Source organism: Roseateles sp. (genome assembly GCF_031397715.1).
In the GTDB taxonomy this organism is placed as follows: domain Bacteria; phylum Pseudomonadota; class Gammaproteobacteria; order Burkholderiales; family Burkholderiaceae_C; genus Paucibacter_A.
Genome location: NZ_JANNMI010000104.1, coordinates 1 through 14,999, shown reverse-complemented (window position 1 = coordinate 14,999; position 14,999 = coordinate 1). Strand labels below are relative to the sequence as shown.

Here is a 14,999-nt window from a genome sequence, read left to right as displayed (position 1 = left end):
CCAGCAAACTAAGAGCGAGATAGGACTTTTTCATTGGTGTCTCCTGTTATCAAATTCGACTGGCTTGATTTTGGAGTATCCCGATAGCCCTGAGGGGCCTGTGTTGCAGGGCTTCCACAGTCGCTAACCCTGTCACCTAGGCGACCCCACCGAACCAACAGGCGCAAAAAAGCCGCCCGAAGGCGGCTTGCTGGTCAACAGGCCCGAGGGCCTATCAGCTGTACAACTTAGAAGCTGTGACGCACGCCGACGTCCAAGCCGCCGGAACGGCCGCCAGAGACAACGGCTGGGTTAGCAGCTGCACCGGAACCGTTGACACCAAAGCTGGCACCCTTCTCGTTGTCGATGTACGAGGCGGTGGTGTACAGCGCGGTGCGCTTGGACAGGTTATGCACATAACCGATCGCGAATTGCATGGAATCACCACTCACGAAAGTGTCAGTTTTGGATGAATTGTCGTAGCTCGCGTCGGTGTACGAAGCCCAAACGTTGCCTGCGCCCACAGGTGCGGTAACAGCCACCGTGAAGATGTCTTGTTCACGCGTGCGGTACTCATTGGTCGAGTAAGTGCCGCTGATCTTGGCCATGCCAAAGTCGTACGAGCCGCCCACGTTCATGAACTTGAACTTGTTGTTCGTGCCGAATTCTGTGTAAGCAATCGCCACGTTGAACGCGCCAGCCTTGTAACCACCGCGGCCACCAACGCTCTTATTCAGTTCATTGGAACCCTCGCCGGCCGACACTTCAACACCGCCGTAGAAGCCACCCAGATTTGCTGGGAGCGAGTAGCTGGCCTGGTTGTCGGTGCGGCTGGTGTTCAGGCCGGTTGCGCCCAAAGTGCTGTACATGTTGTACACCGAACCCAGGCCAGTGGCGCTGACCGGGTCAAAGTCCTCAACCAAAATCTTGTTCACGGTCTTGAAACGGCCCAGGCGAGCTTCGCCCATGCTGCCCGAAATCAGGCTAACTGTGGCGCGGCGGGCCCAGAAAGCACCCGTGTTGTTCGACGAGCCAGCAACGCCGGTGTCGGTGTTGACTTCGCTCTCCAGCCAGAAGCCGGCCTTCAGATCACCGCCGAGGTCTTCAACGCCGCGCACGCCGAAACGGCTGGTGGTGTTACCGCCGGATGCCAAGCTATAAACGCTTTTGCCATTGGTCTCGGTGTAACGCATGGCAGCGTCAATCACGCCAAACAGGGTCACCGACGATTGAGCAGCGGCGACGCCAGCGAACGAGCCGAGTACGGCCAAAGCAACAATAGATTTCTTCATTCGATACTCCTAAGTGTTCAAAAAGGGCCGATCTACAAACACCAAACTAGCGCTCGCCGGACCCACTCCCTTCATCGAGAGTTGATGTATTGCACCAGATGAATGGCGTTTTTCGACGACAAGCATCAGAAAACTAGGGTTTGCGTTGTTGACTGACAACAAAAAACAAGGAACACAAGGTCGTCATACTCACGACAGGCTTTGCGCAAGTCCTAAACTGGCCCGACAACTACCGACCTCAAGAAGACGCCATGACCACCCGCCCCCCCCTTTCAGCACTCGATTCTTTGCTTGCCAGCGTCGACCACGGCCTGCGGGTGGTGTTTGGCACGCCGGCGGGCGCGCGCCCTTCTCCGGCCCTGGCCGTCACGACGGCAAGCGAATTGACCGCCCAAGAAGCACGCCTTGCCGGGGCGCTGATGCGCGTCAATCATGTGGGGGAGATTTGCGCGCAAGCGCTTTATCAATCACAGGCTTTGCTGACCCGCAACCCGGAGCTGCGCGCCCACTTCGCCCACGCCGCCAAAGAAGAGCTTGATCACCTGGCATGGACCCATCAGCGCATCACCGAGCTCGGCAGCCACACCAGCTACCTCAACCCAATTTGGTATGGCGGCGCGTTTGCCATCGGCAGCTTGGCGGGTTTGGCTGGCGACAAAATCAGCCTGGGCTTTGTGGTCGAGACCGAACGCCAAGTGGAGCAACACCTGGCCGTTCACCTGGATCGCCTGCCGCTGGCCGACCTCCACTCGCGCAGCATCGTGGCGCAAATGAAGATCGAAGAAGCTCGCCATGCCGAAGAGGCCACAGCGGCCGGCGCTCGGCCCCTACCGGCAGCCATCAAAGGCTTGATGCGGGGCGCCGCTCGCGTGATGACTCGCACCGCCCACTACGTTTAGCCGCTCGTGCGGCCTTTTTTCATCAGGCCTCGATCAGCTCCACCGATGTCGTCATCACGGCGGTCTTGCCCAGCATGATGCTGGCCGAGCAATATTTCTCGTGTGACAGCGCCACCGCCCGCTCAACCACCTCTTGTTTGAGCCCGCGCCCCGTCACCACAAAGTGCATATGAATCGCGGTGAACACCTTGGGCTCGGTCTGTGCCCGCTCGGCCGTCAATTTGACTTGGCAGCCGCGCACATCGTGGCGCCCACGCTTGAGGATCAAAACCACGTCATAGGCCGTGCAACCGCCGGTGCCGGCCAAGACCGTCTCCATCGGCCGCGGAGCCAAATTACGCCCGCCGCCGTCCGGCGCGCCGTCCATCGCCAAGAGATGGCCACTGCCGGTTTCGGCCACAAAGGCCATGCCGTCCGCACCCAGCCAGTTGATCGTGCACTCCATACAAACTCTCCAGTCAATGCCGCCGCGTGGACGACTTTTTTCACAAGACGCCAAGTATTTCCCAAGCAAATATTGCAGCGCAGCATAACTTGCAGCTAGAATCAAGCTCAGCGAACACCGTAAGTGGTCTGCAACAGGTCTGCAAAAATGATTGCACTGCGGCCACTCACCTCGCACCGATTGTCTCCTCCACCGCCTCCATGGTGGATTCAGCCCGAGCTTGCAAAAGCTTGGGCTTTTTTTTGCCAAAATGGCGTCGGCAAATGGCGACGGCAAACGGCGACAGCAAATGGCGTCGGCGCTGGCTTCCAGCCCCTCGCTTATCATGCTGCACCGCAATAGTTTGGCATCGGAGTATTCATGGCTGGCCCCACCCCCGCAAGACCCCGGACCGCAAAAATCAGCGCCGCGGCCCAGCCAGCCCTCCCAGCCCTGATCCCCAGCGACAACAGCTATTTGCAGCGCATTTTGAATGCCCGCGTCTATGACGTTGCGGTTGAAACCTCGCTGACGGCGGCCAAGAACCTGTCAAAGCGAATCGGCAACAAGGTGCTGCTGAAACGCGAAGACGAGCAACCCGTGTTCAGCTTCAAATTGCGCGGCGCCTATAACAAGATGGCCCATCTGAGCCCCGAGGCCCTGGCCAAGGGCGTGATTTGCGCCTCGGCCGGCAACCACGCACAGGGCGTGGCCCTGTCGGCCAAAAAGCTCGGCTGCCGAGCCGTCATCGTGATGCCGGTGACGACGCCCAAGGTCAAGGTCGACGCCGTGCTGTCCTACGGCGGCGAGGTCATTCTGCATGGCGACAGCTTCACCGATGCCTATGGCCGCGCGCTCGAGCTGGAGAAAGAACAGGGCCTGAGCTTTGTTCACCCCTTCGATGACCCCGATGTAATCGCCGGCCAAGGCACGGTGGCGATGGAAATTCTGCGCCAGCATCAGGGCGCCATTGACGCCGTCTTTGTGGCCATCGGCGGCGGCGGCTTGATTTCCGGCGTGGCTGCTTACATCAAGGCACTGCGCCCCGAGATCAAGGTGATTGGCGTGCAGACCAAGGACTCCGACGCGATGGTGCGCTCGGTGCGAGCCGGCAAACGCATCACCTTGACCGACGTTGGCCTGTTCTCCGACGGCACCGCCGTCAAGCTGGTGGGAGAGGAAACCTTCCGCATCACGCGTGAGTTGGTGGACGACTTCGTGCTGGTGGACACCGACGCCGTCTGCGCCGCCATCAAGGACGTCTTCGAGGACACGCGCAGCATCCTGGAGCCGGCTGGCGCCTTAGGGGTAGCGGCGATCAAGCAATATGCGGCGGAACATGGCTGCAAAGGCCAGACCTTTGTCGCCATCACCTGCGGCGAGAACATGAACATCGACCGCCTGCGCTTTGTCGCCGAACGGGCCGAGGTCGGCGAAAACCGCGAGGCCTTGTTCGCCATCACCATCCCGGAGGAACGCGGCAGCTTCAAGCGCTTTTGCGAATTGCTGGGCCCGCGCAGCGTGACCGAATTCAATTACCGGATTTCGGACGCCGACAAAGCGCACATCTTCGTCGGCATCGCCACTCAAAAGCGCGAAGAGTCGCTCAAACTCGCCAAGACCTTCGCCAAACACGGTTTCGAGACGCTGGATTTGACCGACGACGAGCTGGCCAAGCTGCATATCCGCCATATGGTGGGCGGGCGCTCCGAGCTGGCCCGCAACGAGCACCTGTACCGCTTCATCTTCCCCGAACGGCCAGGCGCCTTGATGCGCTTCTTGAGTTCGATGCATCCGGACTGGAACATCAGCTTGTTCCACTACCGCAACCAGGGCGCCGACTACGGCCGCATCCTGGTCGGCATCCAGGTGCCACGCGGCGACAACGCGGCGCTGCGGGTATTTTTGGATTCACTCAACTACCCCTTCGTTGACGAGTCCAATAATCCGGTTTACAAGCAATTTCTGGGATAGAGAGTCCGCGGCGCGCCAGTCCATGCCCATTCAACAGTCCTTGATCAGCCCCACGGCAAATCCGGCGCTTGAAAAAGCCTTGCGTGACCGGGTTGATCGACATGCGGCAGTTGCCGGCGGCTTGGGTGAGTTGGAGCCCTTGGCGGTCAGGCTGGGCCTGGTTCAAAACAGCCTGACGCCGCGCTTTCGTGATCCGGTGTTGGCGATCTTTGCGGCCGACCATGGCTTGGCGGTCGACGGCATCGGCAGCCAATGGCGCCGCAGCACCCGCGAACAAGCCTTGTTGGCGCTGCAAAACCGCCTGCCGGTGTCCGTCTTTGCCCGCATACAGGGCTTGCAGCTGCTGCTGGTCGATTGCGGTATTGCCGAGTCGCTGGCGCCGCATGCCAAGCTGCTGGCCCGCAAGATCGCCCACGGCACGCGCAATTCACGCGTCGGCCCCGCCATGAGTCTGGAGCAAGCCCATGCCGGTGTGCGCGTCGGCATGGAGATTGCGGATAAATTGGCCGGCAATGTCTTGGCCTGCGCCGGCATGGGGCAAGGCTCACCCGAGAGTGCGTCCTTGGTGTTGGCGCGCTTGATGGATTGCCCGGTGCGCGACTTTGTGGTGTCGGGCCCCGATATGCGCCAGGACGATTTGGCCCATTTGCTCAATGTCTTGCAAGCCGCGCAAGCCCGCCACCGCGACGTCAACGACCCGATGGAAGTGCTGGCGGCTTTTGGCGGCTTCGAGATAGCCGTGATGGTGGGCGCGATCTTGGTGGCCGCCTCCAAGCGCAGCCTGATCGTCATTGATGGCATCACCGCCTGCGCCGCCTTGAAGATTGCAGCGAAGATAGCGCCGCCGGTGACGGATTACGCCGTCTTTTGCCGCAGCCATGTGCACCGCGGTCTAGATGAAGCGCTGGCGGTGTTTCACGCCTCGGCCCTGTTGGAGCTGGGCATGGACAGCGCTGACGGCACCGGCGCCGCGCTTGCCTGGCCGATGATTCGCAGCGCGGCAGCCCTGTTGACGGACCTGCATGATGCGGCCGAGTCGGACCAGCGTGGGCCGCCTGCGCCCGGCCAAGAAGTGTTTGCCTGACCCGCGGCGGTGACCGCGCTGGTGCTGGCGGCTCAGCGCGCCGGCGGGCCTGCTGGATCGTTCAAGGGGGCGGGCTGACTTTGCATCGGTTGCTGCTGTGGCGGCGGCGCGTAGGAGCCGAGCACCACCGGCGAGGCTTGGGCCGCGGGCAAGATGCCGGTCGCTGCGCCGGCTTGCGGCGCGATCTGCAGATTCATGCTGACGACACCACGCTCACCCAAACTGGCTGAGCGGCCGTCGACGAACAATAGTTGCAAATTGCCATCCACCACGGCGCCAACCCGGACCGTGCGGGCAACACCGTCAACGGCGATCAAGGCCACACCCTCGCCGGCGTGGCTGGGACCACCCTTTTTGGGCGCTACCACGCCGAGCAGTTTGAAGCGGCTCTCGGCCGCCGGCGCCGCTTCGGCCACCACGACCGCCGCCGCGCCGAACAAGCGCGTCAGGTCGGCCTGGCCCGTGCGCTGCTCCAGCGCAGGCTGGGCCTGGCTGGGTACCTGCAAAGGGCGGGCCAGCAACTGGATCAGCCAATAGCCACCGCTGCAGGCGAGCAAACCCCACACCAAAAAAGCAATCAATCGTGCAAGCATGGGCAGATTATGATTCAAGCGCCCCACGACGAGCGAGTGACGCTTTCGTCCGACCCCATCACGCCACAAAACCTCACGTTCAAATGCCTATCCAAGCCAAGTCGCCCTTAGTTCGCCGCTTCGCTCGCAGCTTCGCTCAGCGAAGAAACCGCGGCTTTACACTGATTGAATTGCTGGTTGTGCTGGTCATCATCGGTGTGTTGGCCGCCTTGGTCGTGCCCAATGTGCTGGACCGCGCCGATGAGGCCCGCGTCACCGCCGCCCGCACCGACGTCAACAACCTAATGCAAGCCTTGAAGCTGTACAAGCTCGACAACCAGCGTTACCCCAGCTCCGAGCAAGGCTTGGAGGCGCTGGTGCGCAAGCCCACCGCCGGCACGCCGCCGCCAAACTGGAAGCCTTATGTCGAGAAGCTGCCCTCCGACCCCTGGAAGCAGCCTTACCAATATGCCAACCCCGGCATCAAGGGCGAGATCGACGTCTACAGCTTCGGCGCCGATGGCCGCGCCGGTGGTGAAGGCAATGACGCCGACATTGGCTCCTGGCAATAAATTCATGGGCCGACGTGTTGTCGATGGCGGCTTCACGCTGATCGAATTGCTGGTGGTAGTGGCCCTGATCGCGATCGCGACGGCCACGGTCAGCCTGTCGCTGCGCGATCCGGCCGCGGCTCAGTTGGAGCGCGAAGCGGAGCGCTTGACCGCCTTGTTCGAGACCGCCCGCGCCGAAAGCCGTGCCGCCGGTTTGCCGGTGCAATGGGCGCCGACCAAGCAAGACAGCGACGATCACTTTCAGTTTGTCGGCCTGCCCCAACGCGTCAGGCTGCCGCAGCGCTGGTTGGGCGTACCCTTGGCCGTGCAGATTGCCGGCGCCAATGTCATCACCCTGGGGCCGGAGCCGATGATTGGCGCGCAGCGCTTGCAGCTGAGCCTGGGCTCGCAGCAAATCATGCTGTCCACCGACGGCATGTCGGCCTTTGAAGTGAGCAATTCCCCCGCCCCATGAAGACGCCGGTGCGTGGCTTCACCTTGATCGAGGTTCTGGTCGCGCTGGTGATCGTGGCCATCGCCCTGACTGCCGGCATCAAGGCGGCGGGCGCCTTGACCCTGAACGCCGACCGTCTGCGCACCATCAGCGCCGCTCAATGGTGTGCCGAGAACCAATTGACCGAGTTGCGCCTGTCCAAGCAATTCCCCGGCGTCGGCGACAGCGAGTTTGCCTGCGAGCAATTTGGCGAAAGCTACAAGGGCCAGATCACGGTGCGCCCGACGCCGAACCCGAGTTTTCGCCGGGTTGACGCCACCATTCGTGATGAGGCTGGCAACCAGTTGCTGTCGCTGTCCACCATCATGGGCCGTTACTGAGATGCGCCGCGCGCGGGGTTTTACCTTGATCGAGGTCTTGGTCGCCTTGGTCGTGATGTCGACCATGGCCATGATGGCCTGGCGCGGGCTCGACGCCTTGATCAAGAGCCGCGAGATCGCGCAGACCCATCTGGACCAGAGCGCTCGCCTGCAGACCGTGCTGGCGCAATGGGAGCAGGATTTGCGCCAGATTCAAGACAGCGGCAGCGTTGAAGCCTTGAATTTCGATGGCGCCAGCCTGCGCCTGACCCGCCAACACCCACAAGGCATCCAGGTCGTTGCTTGGCTGGTGCGCGGCGGCGCGCTGAACCGCTGGGAGAGCAAGCCGGCGCAGACCGTGGGCGCCTTGGAAGAAAACTTCAAGCGTGGCGCCCAACTGCTGGCTCAAGACGCTGGCCAGCTGCGCGCGCTGGAGGGCGTGACGGGTTGGCAGCTCTACTGCTACCGGGGCAATAGCTGGAGCAACTGCCTGTCCAGCGGCGGCGAGGAGGCGGCAGCACCCGCTCCGCCTGCGTCCGGCGCCTCAGGCGCCCCGCCCGAAAAGCCCCGTCAATCGCTGCCCACCGGCATCCGCATGCTGATCCAGTTCGGTCCGGGCAGCGGCTTCGGCGGCCCATTGACGCGCCAGGTCGAGTTGAGGCCGCAGTCATGAGGCGGCTTGAAACTTATCAAAAGGGTGCGGCTTTGCTGACCGCGATGATCATCGTCACCTTGGTCGCCACCATGGCCTCGGCGATGGTCTGGCGCCAGTACCGCGCGGTGCAGATCGAGGCCGCCGAGCGCGCCCGTGCGCAAGCCAGCTGGATTTTGCAAGGCTCGCTCGACTGGGCGCGCCTGATCCTGCGCGAAGACGCCCGCGCCGACCGCGATGCACAGCGGCGCGGCGAGCAGGCCGTCGATCATTTGGGCGAGGTCTGGGCGGTGCCGCTGGCGGAAGCGCGACTCTCGACCTTTTTGGCGGCCGACAAAAACAATGCCGACGATGGCCCCGAGGCCTTTTTGTCCGGCAGCCTGCAAGACGCCCAGTCACGCTACAACCTGCGCCATCTGCTCGGCGGCAAGGTGGTGCCGCCCTTGGAGCAAAAAGTCTTGGAGCGCTTGGTCGTCAGCAGCGGTGCGGCGCCCGGCACGGCGGCGCTGATCATCAGCAAGATACGCAGCGCCTATGCCGCAAAAGGCGAAGCTGAGAGCCAGTCATCAAGCGGAGATAAAGCCGAGTTACCGTTGCAGCCAAAGAACATCGCCCAGCTCGCTTGGTTTGGCCTGAGTGCCGACACCATCGAGCGCCTGAGCCCGCTGCTGACCCTGTTGCCCATTGCCACGCCCGTCAATCTAAACACCGCGCCGCGCGAGGTCATTGCCGCCTTGTTCGACGGCATGGATCTGGCCTCTGCCGAACGCCTGGTGCAGGCCCGCCAGTCCAAGCCCTTGAGCAAGCTGGAAGAGACCGCCGACTTCTTCCCCAAGGGCGTGGTGGTGGACGAAAAGCGCGCTTCGGTGAACTCCGCCTTTTTCATCGTCAACGGTCGTCTGCGCCTGGAGGAGCGAGTGCTGGAAGAAAAATCTTTGGTACAACGGCGCGATTTGGAAATCATTGTGCTGGACCGTCAACGCGTGGTGCCCCGACTAGAAACGAAACCTTGATGCCGCAGGACTGCTGCGACCGCACTACAAATAGCCGCTCTAAGTCTTTGATTTCAGTGATTTTGACATTTTCAGGCTTTTAGAATGAGATAGGCTCCACCGCTTCCATGAGTACGCTACTTCTCTTCTTGCCCGCCCGCAGCCGACTGCATGCCCAGGGCCGCAGCAGCCAGACCCTCGAAGGTCTGGGGCGCGGTGTGCCCGAGCGCGACTACGACTATGTCTTGACCAACGACGGCAGCAGCATCGCGGCGCATGGCAGCCGCGCCGCCGCCCAGCTGCCGCATGCGGATGTGGTGATCGCCATCCCGGCCGAGTCCGACCTTTCATGGCAGCGCGTGACTTTGCCGCGCGCCGGCCGCCAGATGCGCTCCGCGCTGGCCGGCATGCTGGAAGAGTCGCTGCTCGACGACCCTGAGGGTCTGCATTTCGCGATCGAGGCCGAAGCATCCGGGGGCGACAGCGCCTGGGTCGCCATCACTGCGCGCGCCTGGCTGCAACAACATTTGAGTGCCTTGGAGTCGGCACAAGTCTTTGTGGACCGCGTGACGCCGCTGGCCTGGCCCGATGCGCCGCCGCGCGGGCATTTTTACGCGACCGGCAATGCGCTCAGCCCGATCGCACTGCGCTGGAGCCATCCCGAGGGCGTGACCAATTTGCCGCTGGACGGCAGCCTGCCGCGCCAGCTGTTCCCGGCCTCCTTGGTGCAAATGTCCCAATGGACGGCCGTGCCCGAGGTGGCGGCACAGGCCGAGCGCTGGCTGGGTACGTCGGTCAATGTGGTGACGCCGGCAGAACGAGCGCTGACCGTCATCGACAGCCCTTGGAACTTGCGCCAATTTGAGCTCGCGCCGCGCACCCGCGGCATCCGGGCCCTGCGCCATCTGCTGCGCGGCTTGATGCGGCGCAACTGGCAGCCGGTGCGCTGGGGCGTGGCCGGCCTGGTGGCGGTGCAATTGCTGGGCTTGAACCTGCTGGCCTGGCAACAAAACCACCAACTGAAGGCCAGAAAACAGGCGATGGACAGCGCCCTCACGGCCAGCTTCCCGCAGGTGCGCGCGATTCGCGACGCGCCGGTTCAGATGCAGCGCGAAACCGATCTGCTGCGCGCCATCGCCGGGCGCAGCAGCGATCAAGACCTTGAGGCCTTGCTGGCCGCGGCGGCCACCGCCTGGCCGGCCGAGCGCGGCCCGGTGGACTCGCTGTCCTTCGAATCCGGCCGGCTGGTGCTGTCGTCCACCGGTTGGAGCGATGCCCATATTCAGCAATTTCGCAGTCTCTTGCAAAGTGAAGGTTGGCAACTGGATGCCAGCGACGGGCGCTTGACGCTCAGCCGTGCGCAAGGTCTGGCCTCGGCCGGTACAAACAAAACATGAATCAGCCCAAACTCCCCAACTGGCAGGCGCTGAAAGCGCAGGCGCAAACACGCTGGCAAGCGATGGCCGACCGCGAGCAACTCGCCCTGCAGGTGGTCGCCTGGGTTTTGGCCTTGCTGCTGGTCTGGCTGATCGGCATTCAACCCGGCCTGCGCACCGTGCGCCAAGCCCCGGCCCAGCTCGAAGCGCTGGAATTGCAGTTGCAAGACATGCAGGCGCTGGCCGCCGAAGCGCGTGAGTTGCGGGCCACGCCGCCGGTGCCCATCGCGCTGGCCGCGCAGGCGCTGCAAGCCGCCAGCGAGCATCTCGGCAGCGGCGCCAAATTGAGCGTCACCGGCGACCGCGCGGTACTCAGCGTCAACAATATCGGCGCCGAGCCGCTGCAGGCTTGGCTGGGCGAGGTGCGCAGCGCCGCGCGCGCCCGGCCTCTGGAAGCCAAGCTGCAGCGCAGCGGCAATGGCTACACCGGCACCATCGTGCTGATGCTCAGCGGAGCCGCGCCATGAGCAGCTTTTCAGTCAAATCCTGGTTCGGCCGGCGTCGCAATGACGCGCCGCTGACCGAAATCGCGCCAACCCAATGGCAGGACTCCCGCCAAGTCGAGCCGAGCTGGCGCATTCGCAACCAAAGTTCGCTGCGCTGGAGCATCAGCGGCGCCGTTCTCGGTGGCTTGCTGTCCCTGGTCTTGTTTGCGCCGGCCAGTTGGCTGGCGCGCGGTCTGGCCTCGGCCAGCAATGGCCATGTCTTGATCACCGACACGCGCGGCAGTATCTGGAACGGCAGCGGCGTGCTGGTCCTGACCGGCGGCGTTGACAGCCGCGATGCCAGCCTGCTGCCAGGCCGGCTGCGCTGGTCCATGCAGGTGCAAGGCCTGGCGCTGGCCTTGAAGGCGCGCCAAGACTGCTGCATCAACGGCGAGCTGCAGCTGCAGATTCGCCCCGGCTGGGGCCGCTTTGAGGTCGCGTTGATCAGCCATGCCGATTGGCTGGCGCGCTGGCCGGCCGGTCTGTTGGCGGGCCTGGGCACGCCCTGGAACACCTTGCAGCTGGGCGGGGCTATCCGCTTGGCGGCGCGCGACTTTAAGCTGGAATGGGTGCAAGGGCGCTGGCGCCAGTTCGGCCAGCTTGATCTGGAGCTGATCAATCTGTCCTCGCGCATTTCCACCTTGGCACCCTTGGGCAGCTACCGCTTCACGCTGGCGGCGCAGTCCGATGATCCGACCAAGGCGGGCGTCAGCACGCTCAGGCTGATCACGCTGGACGGCGCCCTGCTGTTGTCAGGCGAAGGCACCTTGGGCGCAGGCAAGGCGCGCTTTCTCGGCGAAGCCTCGGCCGCGCCTGGGCGCGAGGCCGCGCTGAACAATTTACTGAATATCATCGGACGCCGCCAAGGTGCGCGCTCCGTCATTTCGATCGGATGACCATGAAATTGCGCCCGCAGATTGCCAAAGCAGGCCGGCAGGCTGGCCTCTCAGTATTAGCTCTGGCTCTGGTGACGCCGAGCGGCTCGCTGATGGCCCAAACCGATGGCAGCCAAGCGCCGAGCAGCGCCAGCCGCACGCGCGGGCCAGCCTTGAAGGCGCAAACCCCGGTCACGCTGAACTTCGTCAATGCCGACATCGAAGCCGTCACGCGCGCCATCGGCGTGATGATGGACCGCCAGTTCATCATCGACCCGCGCGTCAAGGGCCAAATCACGCTCTATAGCGAGCAGCCGCTGAGCGTGCGCGAGGCCTATCTGAACTATTTGGCGGCCCTGCGCGGCCTGGGCTTCACAGTCGTCGAGAACACCGGCATGTACAAGGTGGTGCCCGAGGCCGATGCCAAGCTGCAGGCCAGCGCGGTGGCGGTAGGCAGCAACACCACGCGCGGCGACCAGATCATCACGCAGATTTTTCGCCTCAACCACGAGAACGCCAACAATCTGGTGGCGGTGCTGCGGCCCTTGATCAGCCCGAACAACACCATCAATGCCAACCCGGGCAATAACAGCCTGGTGATCACCGACTACGCGGAAAACCTGCAGCGCCTGGCCCGCATCATCGCGACCATGGACACGCCCGGCAGCACCGATCTGGAGGTGGTGCCGCTCAAGCACGCGGTCGCGTCCGACCTGGCCGCCTTGGTGCAAAAGCTCGCCGATGGCGGCGCCGCGGCGGTGCCAGGGCAGGCCGGTGGATCCTTGAGCGTGCTGGTCGATCCACGCAGCAACGCGCTGATCTTGCGCGCGTCCAACCCGGCGCGCTTGAGCGTGGCCCGCAGCATGATTGACAAGCTGGATCAGCCGCCCAGCGACGGCGGCACCGGCAGCAATATCCATGTGGTTTATCTGAAGAATGCCGACGCAACCAAGCTGGCTACCGTGCTGCGGGCCGCTTTTGCGAGCGGCACCGGCGGCGGCGCCAGCAATGCTTCCAGCGGCAGCAACGCCAGTGGCAGCAGCAGCTTGGGCGGCGCCGCACTGACGGGCGCGGCGCAGGGCGCCAACAGCAGCGGCGCGTCGACAGCCGCGACCACCCCGGTGAGTGCTTCGCAAGGCCCGTCAACCGGCGGTTTTGTGCAGGCCGACCCGTCGACCAACTCGCTGATCATCACTGCCAGTGGCCCGTTCTACCGGCAGATTCGCGGCGTTATCAACCAGCTGGATTCACGCCGTGCGCAGGTCTATGTGGAGACGATGATCGTCAAGGTCGATGCCAGCAAAGCGGCGCAATTCGGCGTGCAGTGGCAACACCTGTTCAATGGCAATGTCGGCGTCGGCACAAACTTTCGCAACAATCCGGGCAATATTCTTGATCAGTCGGCGGGGCTCGCGTCCGTCATATCACCGGCTCAAGGCACCGTCATCACGACGGTTAACGGTGTTACCACCATCGCTCCGGTTACCCCGGAGAAAATCAATATAGAAGCGGCGGCTTCGTTGGTGAGCACGATCGGCGCCGGCCTCAATATCGGCGTAGTCAAGAAGATCGCCGGTTTCTTGACGCTCGGCGCGGTCGCCAACTTCCTGGAGTCCCAAGCCGGCGCCAATGTGTTGTCGACGCCAAATTTGGTCTCTCTGGACAACGAAGAAGCCAAAATCGTGATTGGTCAGAACGTGCCCTTCCTGACAGGTTCCTTCTCCAATACCGGCGGTGCCGGCGGAGCGGTCAATCCCTTTCAAACGGTCGACCGCAAGGACGTTGGCCTGACCCTGCGAATTCGCAGCCAGATCGGTGAAAACGGCACCGTCCGCATGACAGTGTTCCAGGAAAACTCATCGGTTGTGCCGGGCACCTCCAGTTTGGGGCCAACCACTGACAAGGCCTCCATCGAAACGACCGTCGTGGTCGACGATGGTCAGATGATTGTCTTAGGCGGCCTGCTCAAGGACGAATACAGCGACGGTGACGACAAGGTACCCGGTCTGGGCAACCTGCCTTTGATTGGCAGTCTTTTCAAGAGCGAAAAACGCTCGCGAATCAAGACAAATCTGATGGTTTTTCTGCGCCCAGTCGTGATGCGTGACCAGATAACAGCCGACCAGTTGACGCTGGACCGCTACGAATCCATTCGTGCTACACAGCAAATGTCCCAGCCGGCACCCAGTTGGGTGCTGCCCGATACCGGCGTGCCAATGCTCCCGCCTGTGCCAGGTTCGGCCCCCGCGCTCGACAGCAACAAACCACCCAAAGCCGGCGTCGACCCGCAGCAACCTTGACCCCCTTCTAAAGATTGACATCCGATGGCCATCCGCCACCCCCTGCCCTATGCCTTCGCCAAGGCCAATTCCGTGTTGCTGGAGGACGACGGCAGCACGCTGGTGCTGTGGGCGCCGCCCGAGGTCAGCCTGGCGACCCTGTCCGAGGTGCAGCGGCTCTACATTGTTGACCGCTTCGAGCAGGAGCCCCGTTACACCCTGAGTGAGCGCATCAATGCGGCTTACGCGGGCAGCGAATCGAGCGCGGCAGTGGTGATCGGCGAGGTCGAGAGCGCGGTCGATTTGAGCCGCATGATGCAGGATCTGCCGGCGGTCGAGGACCTGCTGGAGGCGTCGAACGACGCGCCCATCATCCGCATGCTGAACGCGCTGCTGACGCAGGCCGCGAAAGACGGCGCCTCCGACATCCACATCGAGCCGTATGAGCGCAGCAGCGCGGTGCGCTTTCGCGTCGACGGCACGCTGCGCGAAGTCGTGCAACCGAATCGAGGCCTGCACGCGGCGCTGATTTCGCGCCTGAAAATCATGGCCGAACTGGACATTGCCGAGAAGCGCTTGCCGCAAGACGGCCGCATCTCGCTGCGCATCGGCGGGCGCGCGGTCGACGTGCGCGTCTCCACCCTGCCGTCGGCGCACGGCGAACGCGCGGTGCTGCGCCTGCTCGACAAGGG

Annotated in this window: 16 protein-coding genes; 13 read left to right on the top strand and 3 right to left on the bottom strand. The window is 63.2% G+C overall.

Annotated features, from left to right (window positions below; translation table 11 throughout):
• Nucleotides 1-227: 227 nt before the first annotated feature.
• Nucleotides 228-1,271 (bottom strand): porin, encoded by a 1,044-nt coding sequence (locus tag RMO57_RS04535; RefSeq protein WP_310384633.1) that lies wholly within the window; start codon nucleotides 1,269-1,271, stop codon nucleotides 228-230.
• Nucleotides 1,272-1,522: 251 nt separating this feature from the next.
• Between RMO57_RS04535 and coq7 the strand changes: the two genes are divergently transcribed.
• Nucleotides 1,523-2,170, top strand: coding sequence for a 2-polyprenyl-3-methyl-6-methoxy-1,4-benzoquinone monooxygenase (gene coq7 / locus RMO57_RS04530; RefSeq protein WP_310384631.1), 648 nt, complete (start codon nucleotides 1,523-1,525; stop codon nucleotides 2,168-2,170).
• Between the two features lie 22 nt (nucleotides 2,171-2,192).
• Here the strand turns inward: coq7 and RMO57_RS04525 are convergent, their stop codons facing one another.
• Nucleotides 2,193-2,615 carry an OsmC family protein gene (locus RMO57_RS04525; protein ID WP_310384630.1) on the bottom strand — a complete coding sequence of 141 codons (423 nt, stop codon included), beginning with the start codon at nucleotides 2,613-2,615 and terminating at the stop codon, nucleotides 2,193-2,195.
• Between the two features lie 360 nt (nucleotides 2,616-2,975).
• Between RMO57_RS04525 and ilvA the strand changes: the two genes are divergently transcribed.
• Nucleotides 2,976-4,568, top strand: coding sequence for a threonine ammonia-lyase, biosynthetic (gene ilvA, locus RMO57_RS04520; RefSeq protein ID WP_310384628.1), 1,593 nt, complete (start codon nucleotides 2,976-2,978; stop codon nucleotides 4,566-4,568).
• Between the two features lie 22 nt (nucleotides 4,569-4,590).
• A complete protein-coding gene (locus RMO57_RS04515; protein ID WP_310384627.1) occupies nucleotides 4,591-5,652 on the top strand; it encodes a nicotinate-nucleotide--dimethylbenzimidazole phosphoribosyltransferase in 1,062 nt (353 codons plus the stop codon).
• Between the two features lie 32 nt (nucleotides 5,653-5,684).
• On the opposite strand, the gene RMO57_RS04510 is transcribed toward RMO57_RS04515, so the two are convergent.
• Nucleotides 5,685-6,245: a hypothetical protein gene (locus RMO57_RS04510; RefSeq protein WP_310384626.1), complete on the bottom strand. Its 561-nt coding sequence runs from the start codon at nucleotides 6,243-6,245 to the stop codon at nucleotides 5,685-5,687.
• Between the two features lie 83 nt (nucleotides 6,246-6,328).
• Here RMO57_RS04510 and gspG point away from each other — a divergent pair, with 83 nt between their 5' ends.
• The 10 genes from gspG to RMO57_RS04460 all read left to right on the top strand — a co-directional run.
• A complete protein-coding gene (gspG, locus tag RMO57_RS04505) occupies nucleotides 6,329-6,796 on the top strand; it encodes a type II secretion system major pseudopilin GspG (protein ID WP_310384624.1) in 468 nt (155 codons plus the stop codon).
• 4 nt (nucleotides 6,797-6,800) lie between these two features.
• On the top strand, nucleotides 6,801-7,250 hold the full coding sequence (locus tag RMO57_RS04500; RefSeq protein ID WP_310384622.1) for a prepilin-type N-terminal cleavage/methylation domain-containing protein: 450 nt from the start codon (nucleotides 6,801-6,803) through the stop codon (nucleotides 7,248-7,250).
• Nucleotides 7,247-7,609, top strand: a complete 363-nt coding sequence (gspI, locus tag RMO57_RS04495; protein WP_310384621.1) for a type II secretion system minor pseudopilin GspI — start codon at nucleotides 7,247-7,249, stop codon at nucleotides 7,607-7,609. The genes RMO57_RS04500 and gspI overlap by 4 nt, the downstream gene beginning before the upstream one ends.
• 1 nt (nucleotide 7,610) lies before the next feature.
• Nucleotides 7,611-8,261, top strand: a complete 651-nt coding sequence (locus RMO57_RS04490) for a type II secretion system protein J (RefSeq protein WP_310384620.1) — start codon at nucleotides 7,611-7,613, stop codon at nucleotides 8,259-8,261.
• On the top strand, nucleotides 8,258-9,253 hold the full coding sequence (gene gspK / locus RMO57_RS04485; RefSeq protein ID WP_310384617.1) for a type II secretion system minor pseudopilin GspK: 996 nt from the start codon (nucleotides 8,258-8,260) through the stop codon (nucleotides 9,251-9,253). The genes RMO57_RS04490 and gspK overlap by 4 nt, the downstream gene beginning before the upstream one ends.
• 107 nt (nucleotides 9,254-9,360) lie before the next feature.
• On the top strand, nucleotides 9,361-10,629 hold the full coding sequence (gene gspL, locus RMO57_RS04480) for a type II secretion system protein GspL (RefSeq protein WP_310384615.1): 1,269 nt from the start codon (nucleotides 9,361-9,363) through the stop codon (nucleotides 10,627-10,629).
• Nucleotides 10,626-11,135, top strand: coding sequence for a type II secretion system protein GspM (gene gspM / locus RMO57_RS04475; RefSeq protein ID WP_310384614.1), 510 nt, complete (start codon nucleotides 10,626-10,628; stop codon nucleotides 11,133-11,135). The genes gspL and gspM overlap by 4 nt, the downstream gene beginning before the upstream one ends.
• On the top strand, nucleotides 11,132-12,049 hold the full coding sequence (gene gspN, locus RMO57_RS04470; RefSeq protein WP_310384613.1) for a type II secretion system protein N: 918 nt from the start codon (nucleotides 11,132-11,134) through the stop codon (nucleotides 12,047-12,049). The genes gspM and gspN overlap by 4 nt, the downstream gene beginning before the upstream one ends.
• Nucleotides 12,050-12,141: 92 nt before the next feature.
• Entirely contained in the window at nucleotides 12,142-14,328 is a 2,187-nt protein-coding gene (gene gspD / locus RMO57_RS04465; RefSeq protein ID WP_310384611.1) for a type II secretion system secretin GspD, read from the top strand.
• Nucleotides 14,329-14,358: 30 nt separating this feature from the next.
• Nucleotides 14,359-14,999: GspE/PulE family protein (locus RMO57_RS04460; protein WP_310384636.1), on the top strand; the 641-nt coding region annotated here is incomplete at its 3' end.

Excerpts from the sequence above, each read along its gene's own strand:
- RMO57_RS04500 (WP_310384622.1), top strand. The coding sequence starts at position 6,801 with ATGGGCCGACGTGTTGTCGATGGCGGCTTCACGCTGATCGAATTGCTG.
- RMO57_RS04510 (WP_310384626.1), bottom strand. The coding sequence starts at position 6,245 with ATGCTTGCACGATTGATTGCTTTTTTGGTGTGGGGTTTGCTCGCCTGC.
- coq7 (WP_310384631.1), top strand. The coding sequence starts at position 1,523 with ATGACCACCCGCCCCCCCCTTTCAGCACTCGATTCTTTGCTTGCCAGC.
- gspL (WP_310384615.1), top strand. The coding sequence starts at position 9,361 with ATGAGTACGCTACTTCTCTTCTTGCCCGCCCGCAGCCGACTGCATGCC.
- gspN (WP_310384613.1), top strand. The coding sequence starts at position 11,132 with ATGAGCAGCTTTTCAGTCAAATCCTGGTTCGGCCGGCGTCGCAATGAC.
- gspD (WP_310384611.1), top strand. The coding sequence starts at position 12,142 with ATGGCCCAAACCGATGGCAGCCAAGCGCCGAGCAGCGCCAGCCGCACG.
- RMO57_RS04535 (WP_310384633.1), bottom strand. The coding sequence starts at position 1,271 with ATGAAGAAATCTATTGTTGCTTTGGCCGTACTCGGCTCGTTCGCTGGC.
- gspM (WP_310384614.1), top strand. The coding sequence starts at position 10,626 with ATGAATCAGCCCAAACTCCCCAACTGGCAGGCGCTGAAAGCGCAGGCG.
- ilvA (WP_310384628.1), top strand. The coding sequence starts at position 2,976 with ATGGCTGGCCCCACCCCCGCAAGACCCCGGACCGCAAAAATCAGCGCC.
- RMO57_RS04515 (WP_310384627.1), top strand. The coding sequence starts at position 4,591 with ATGCCCATTCAACAGTCCTTGATCAGCCCCACGGCAAATCCGGCGCTT.
- gspI (WP_310384621.1), top strand. The coding sequence starts at position 7,247 with ATGAAGACGCCGGTGCGTGGCTTCACCTTGATCGAGGTTCTGGTCGCG.
- RMO57_RS04490 (WP_310384620.1), top strand. The coding sequence starts at position 7,611 with ATGCGCCGCGCGCGGGGTTTTACCTTGATCGAGGTCTTGGTCGCCTTG.
- RMO57_RS04525 (WP_310384630.1), bottom strand. The coding sequence starts at position 2,615 with ATGGAGTGCACGATCAACTGGCTGGGTGCGGACGGCATGGCCTTTGTG.
- gspG (WP_310384624.1), top strand. The coding sequence starts at position 6,329 with ATGCCTATCCAAGCCAAGTCGCCCTTAGTTCGCCGCTTCGCTCGCAGC.
- gspK (WP_310384617.1), top strand. The coding sequence starts at position 8,258 with ATGAGGCGGCTTGAAACTTATCAAAAGGGTGCGGCTTTGCTGACCGCG.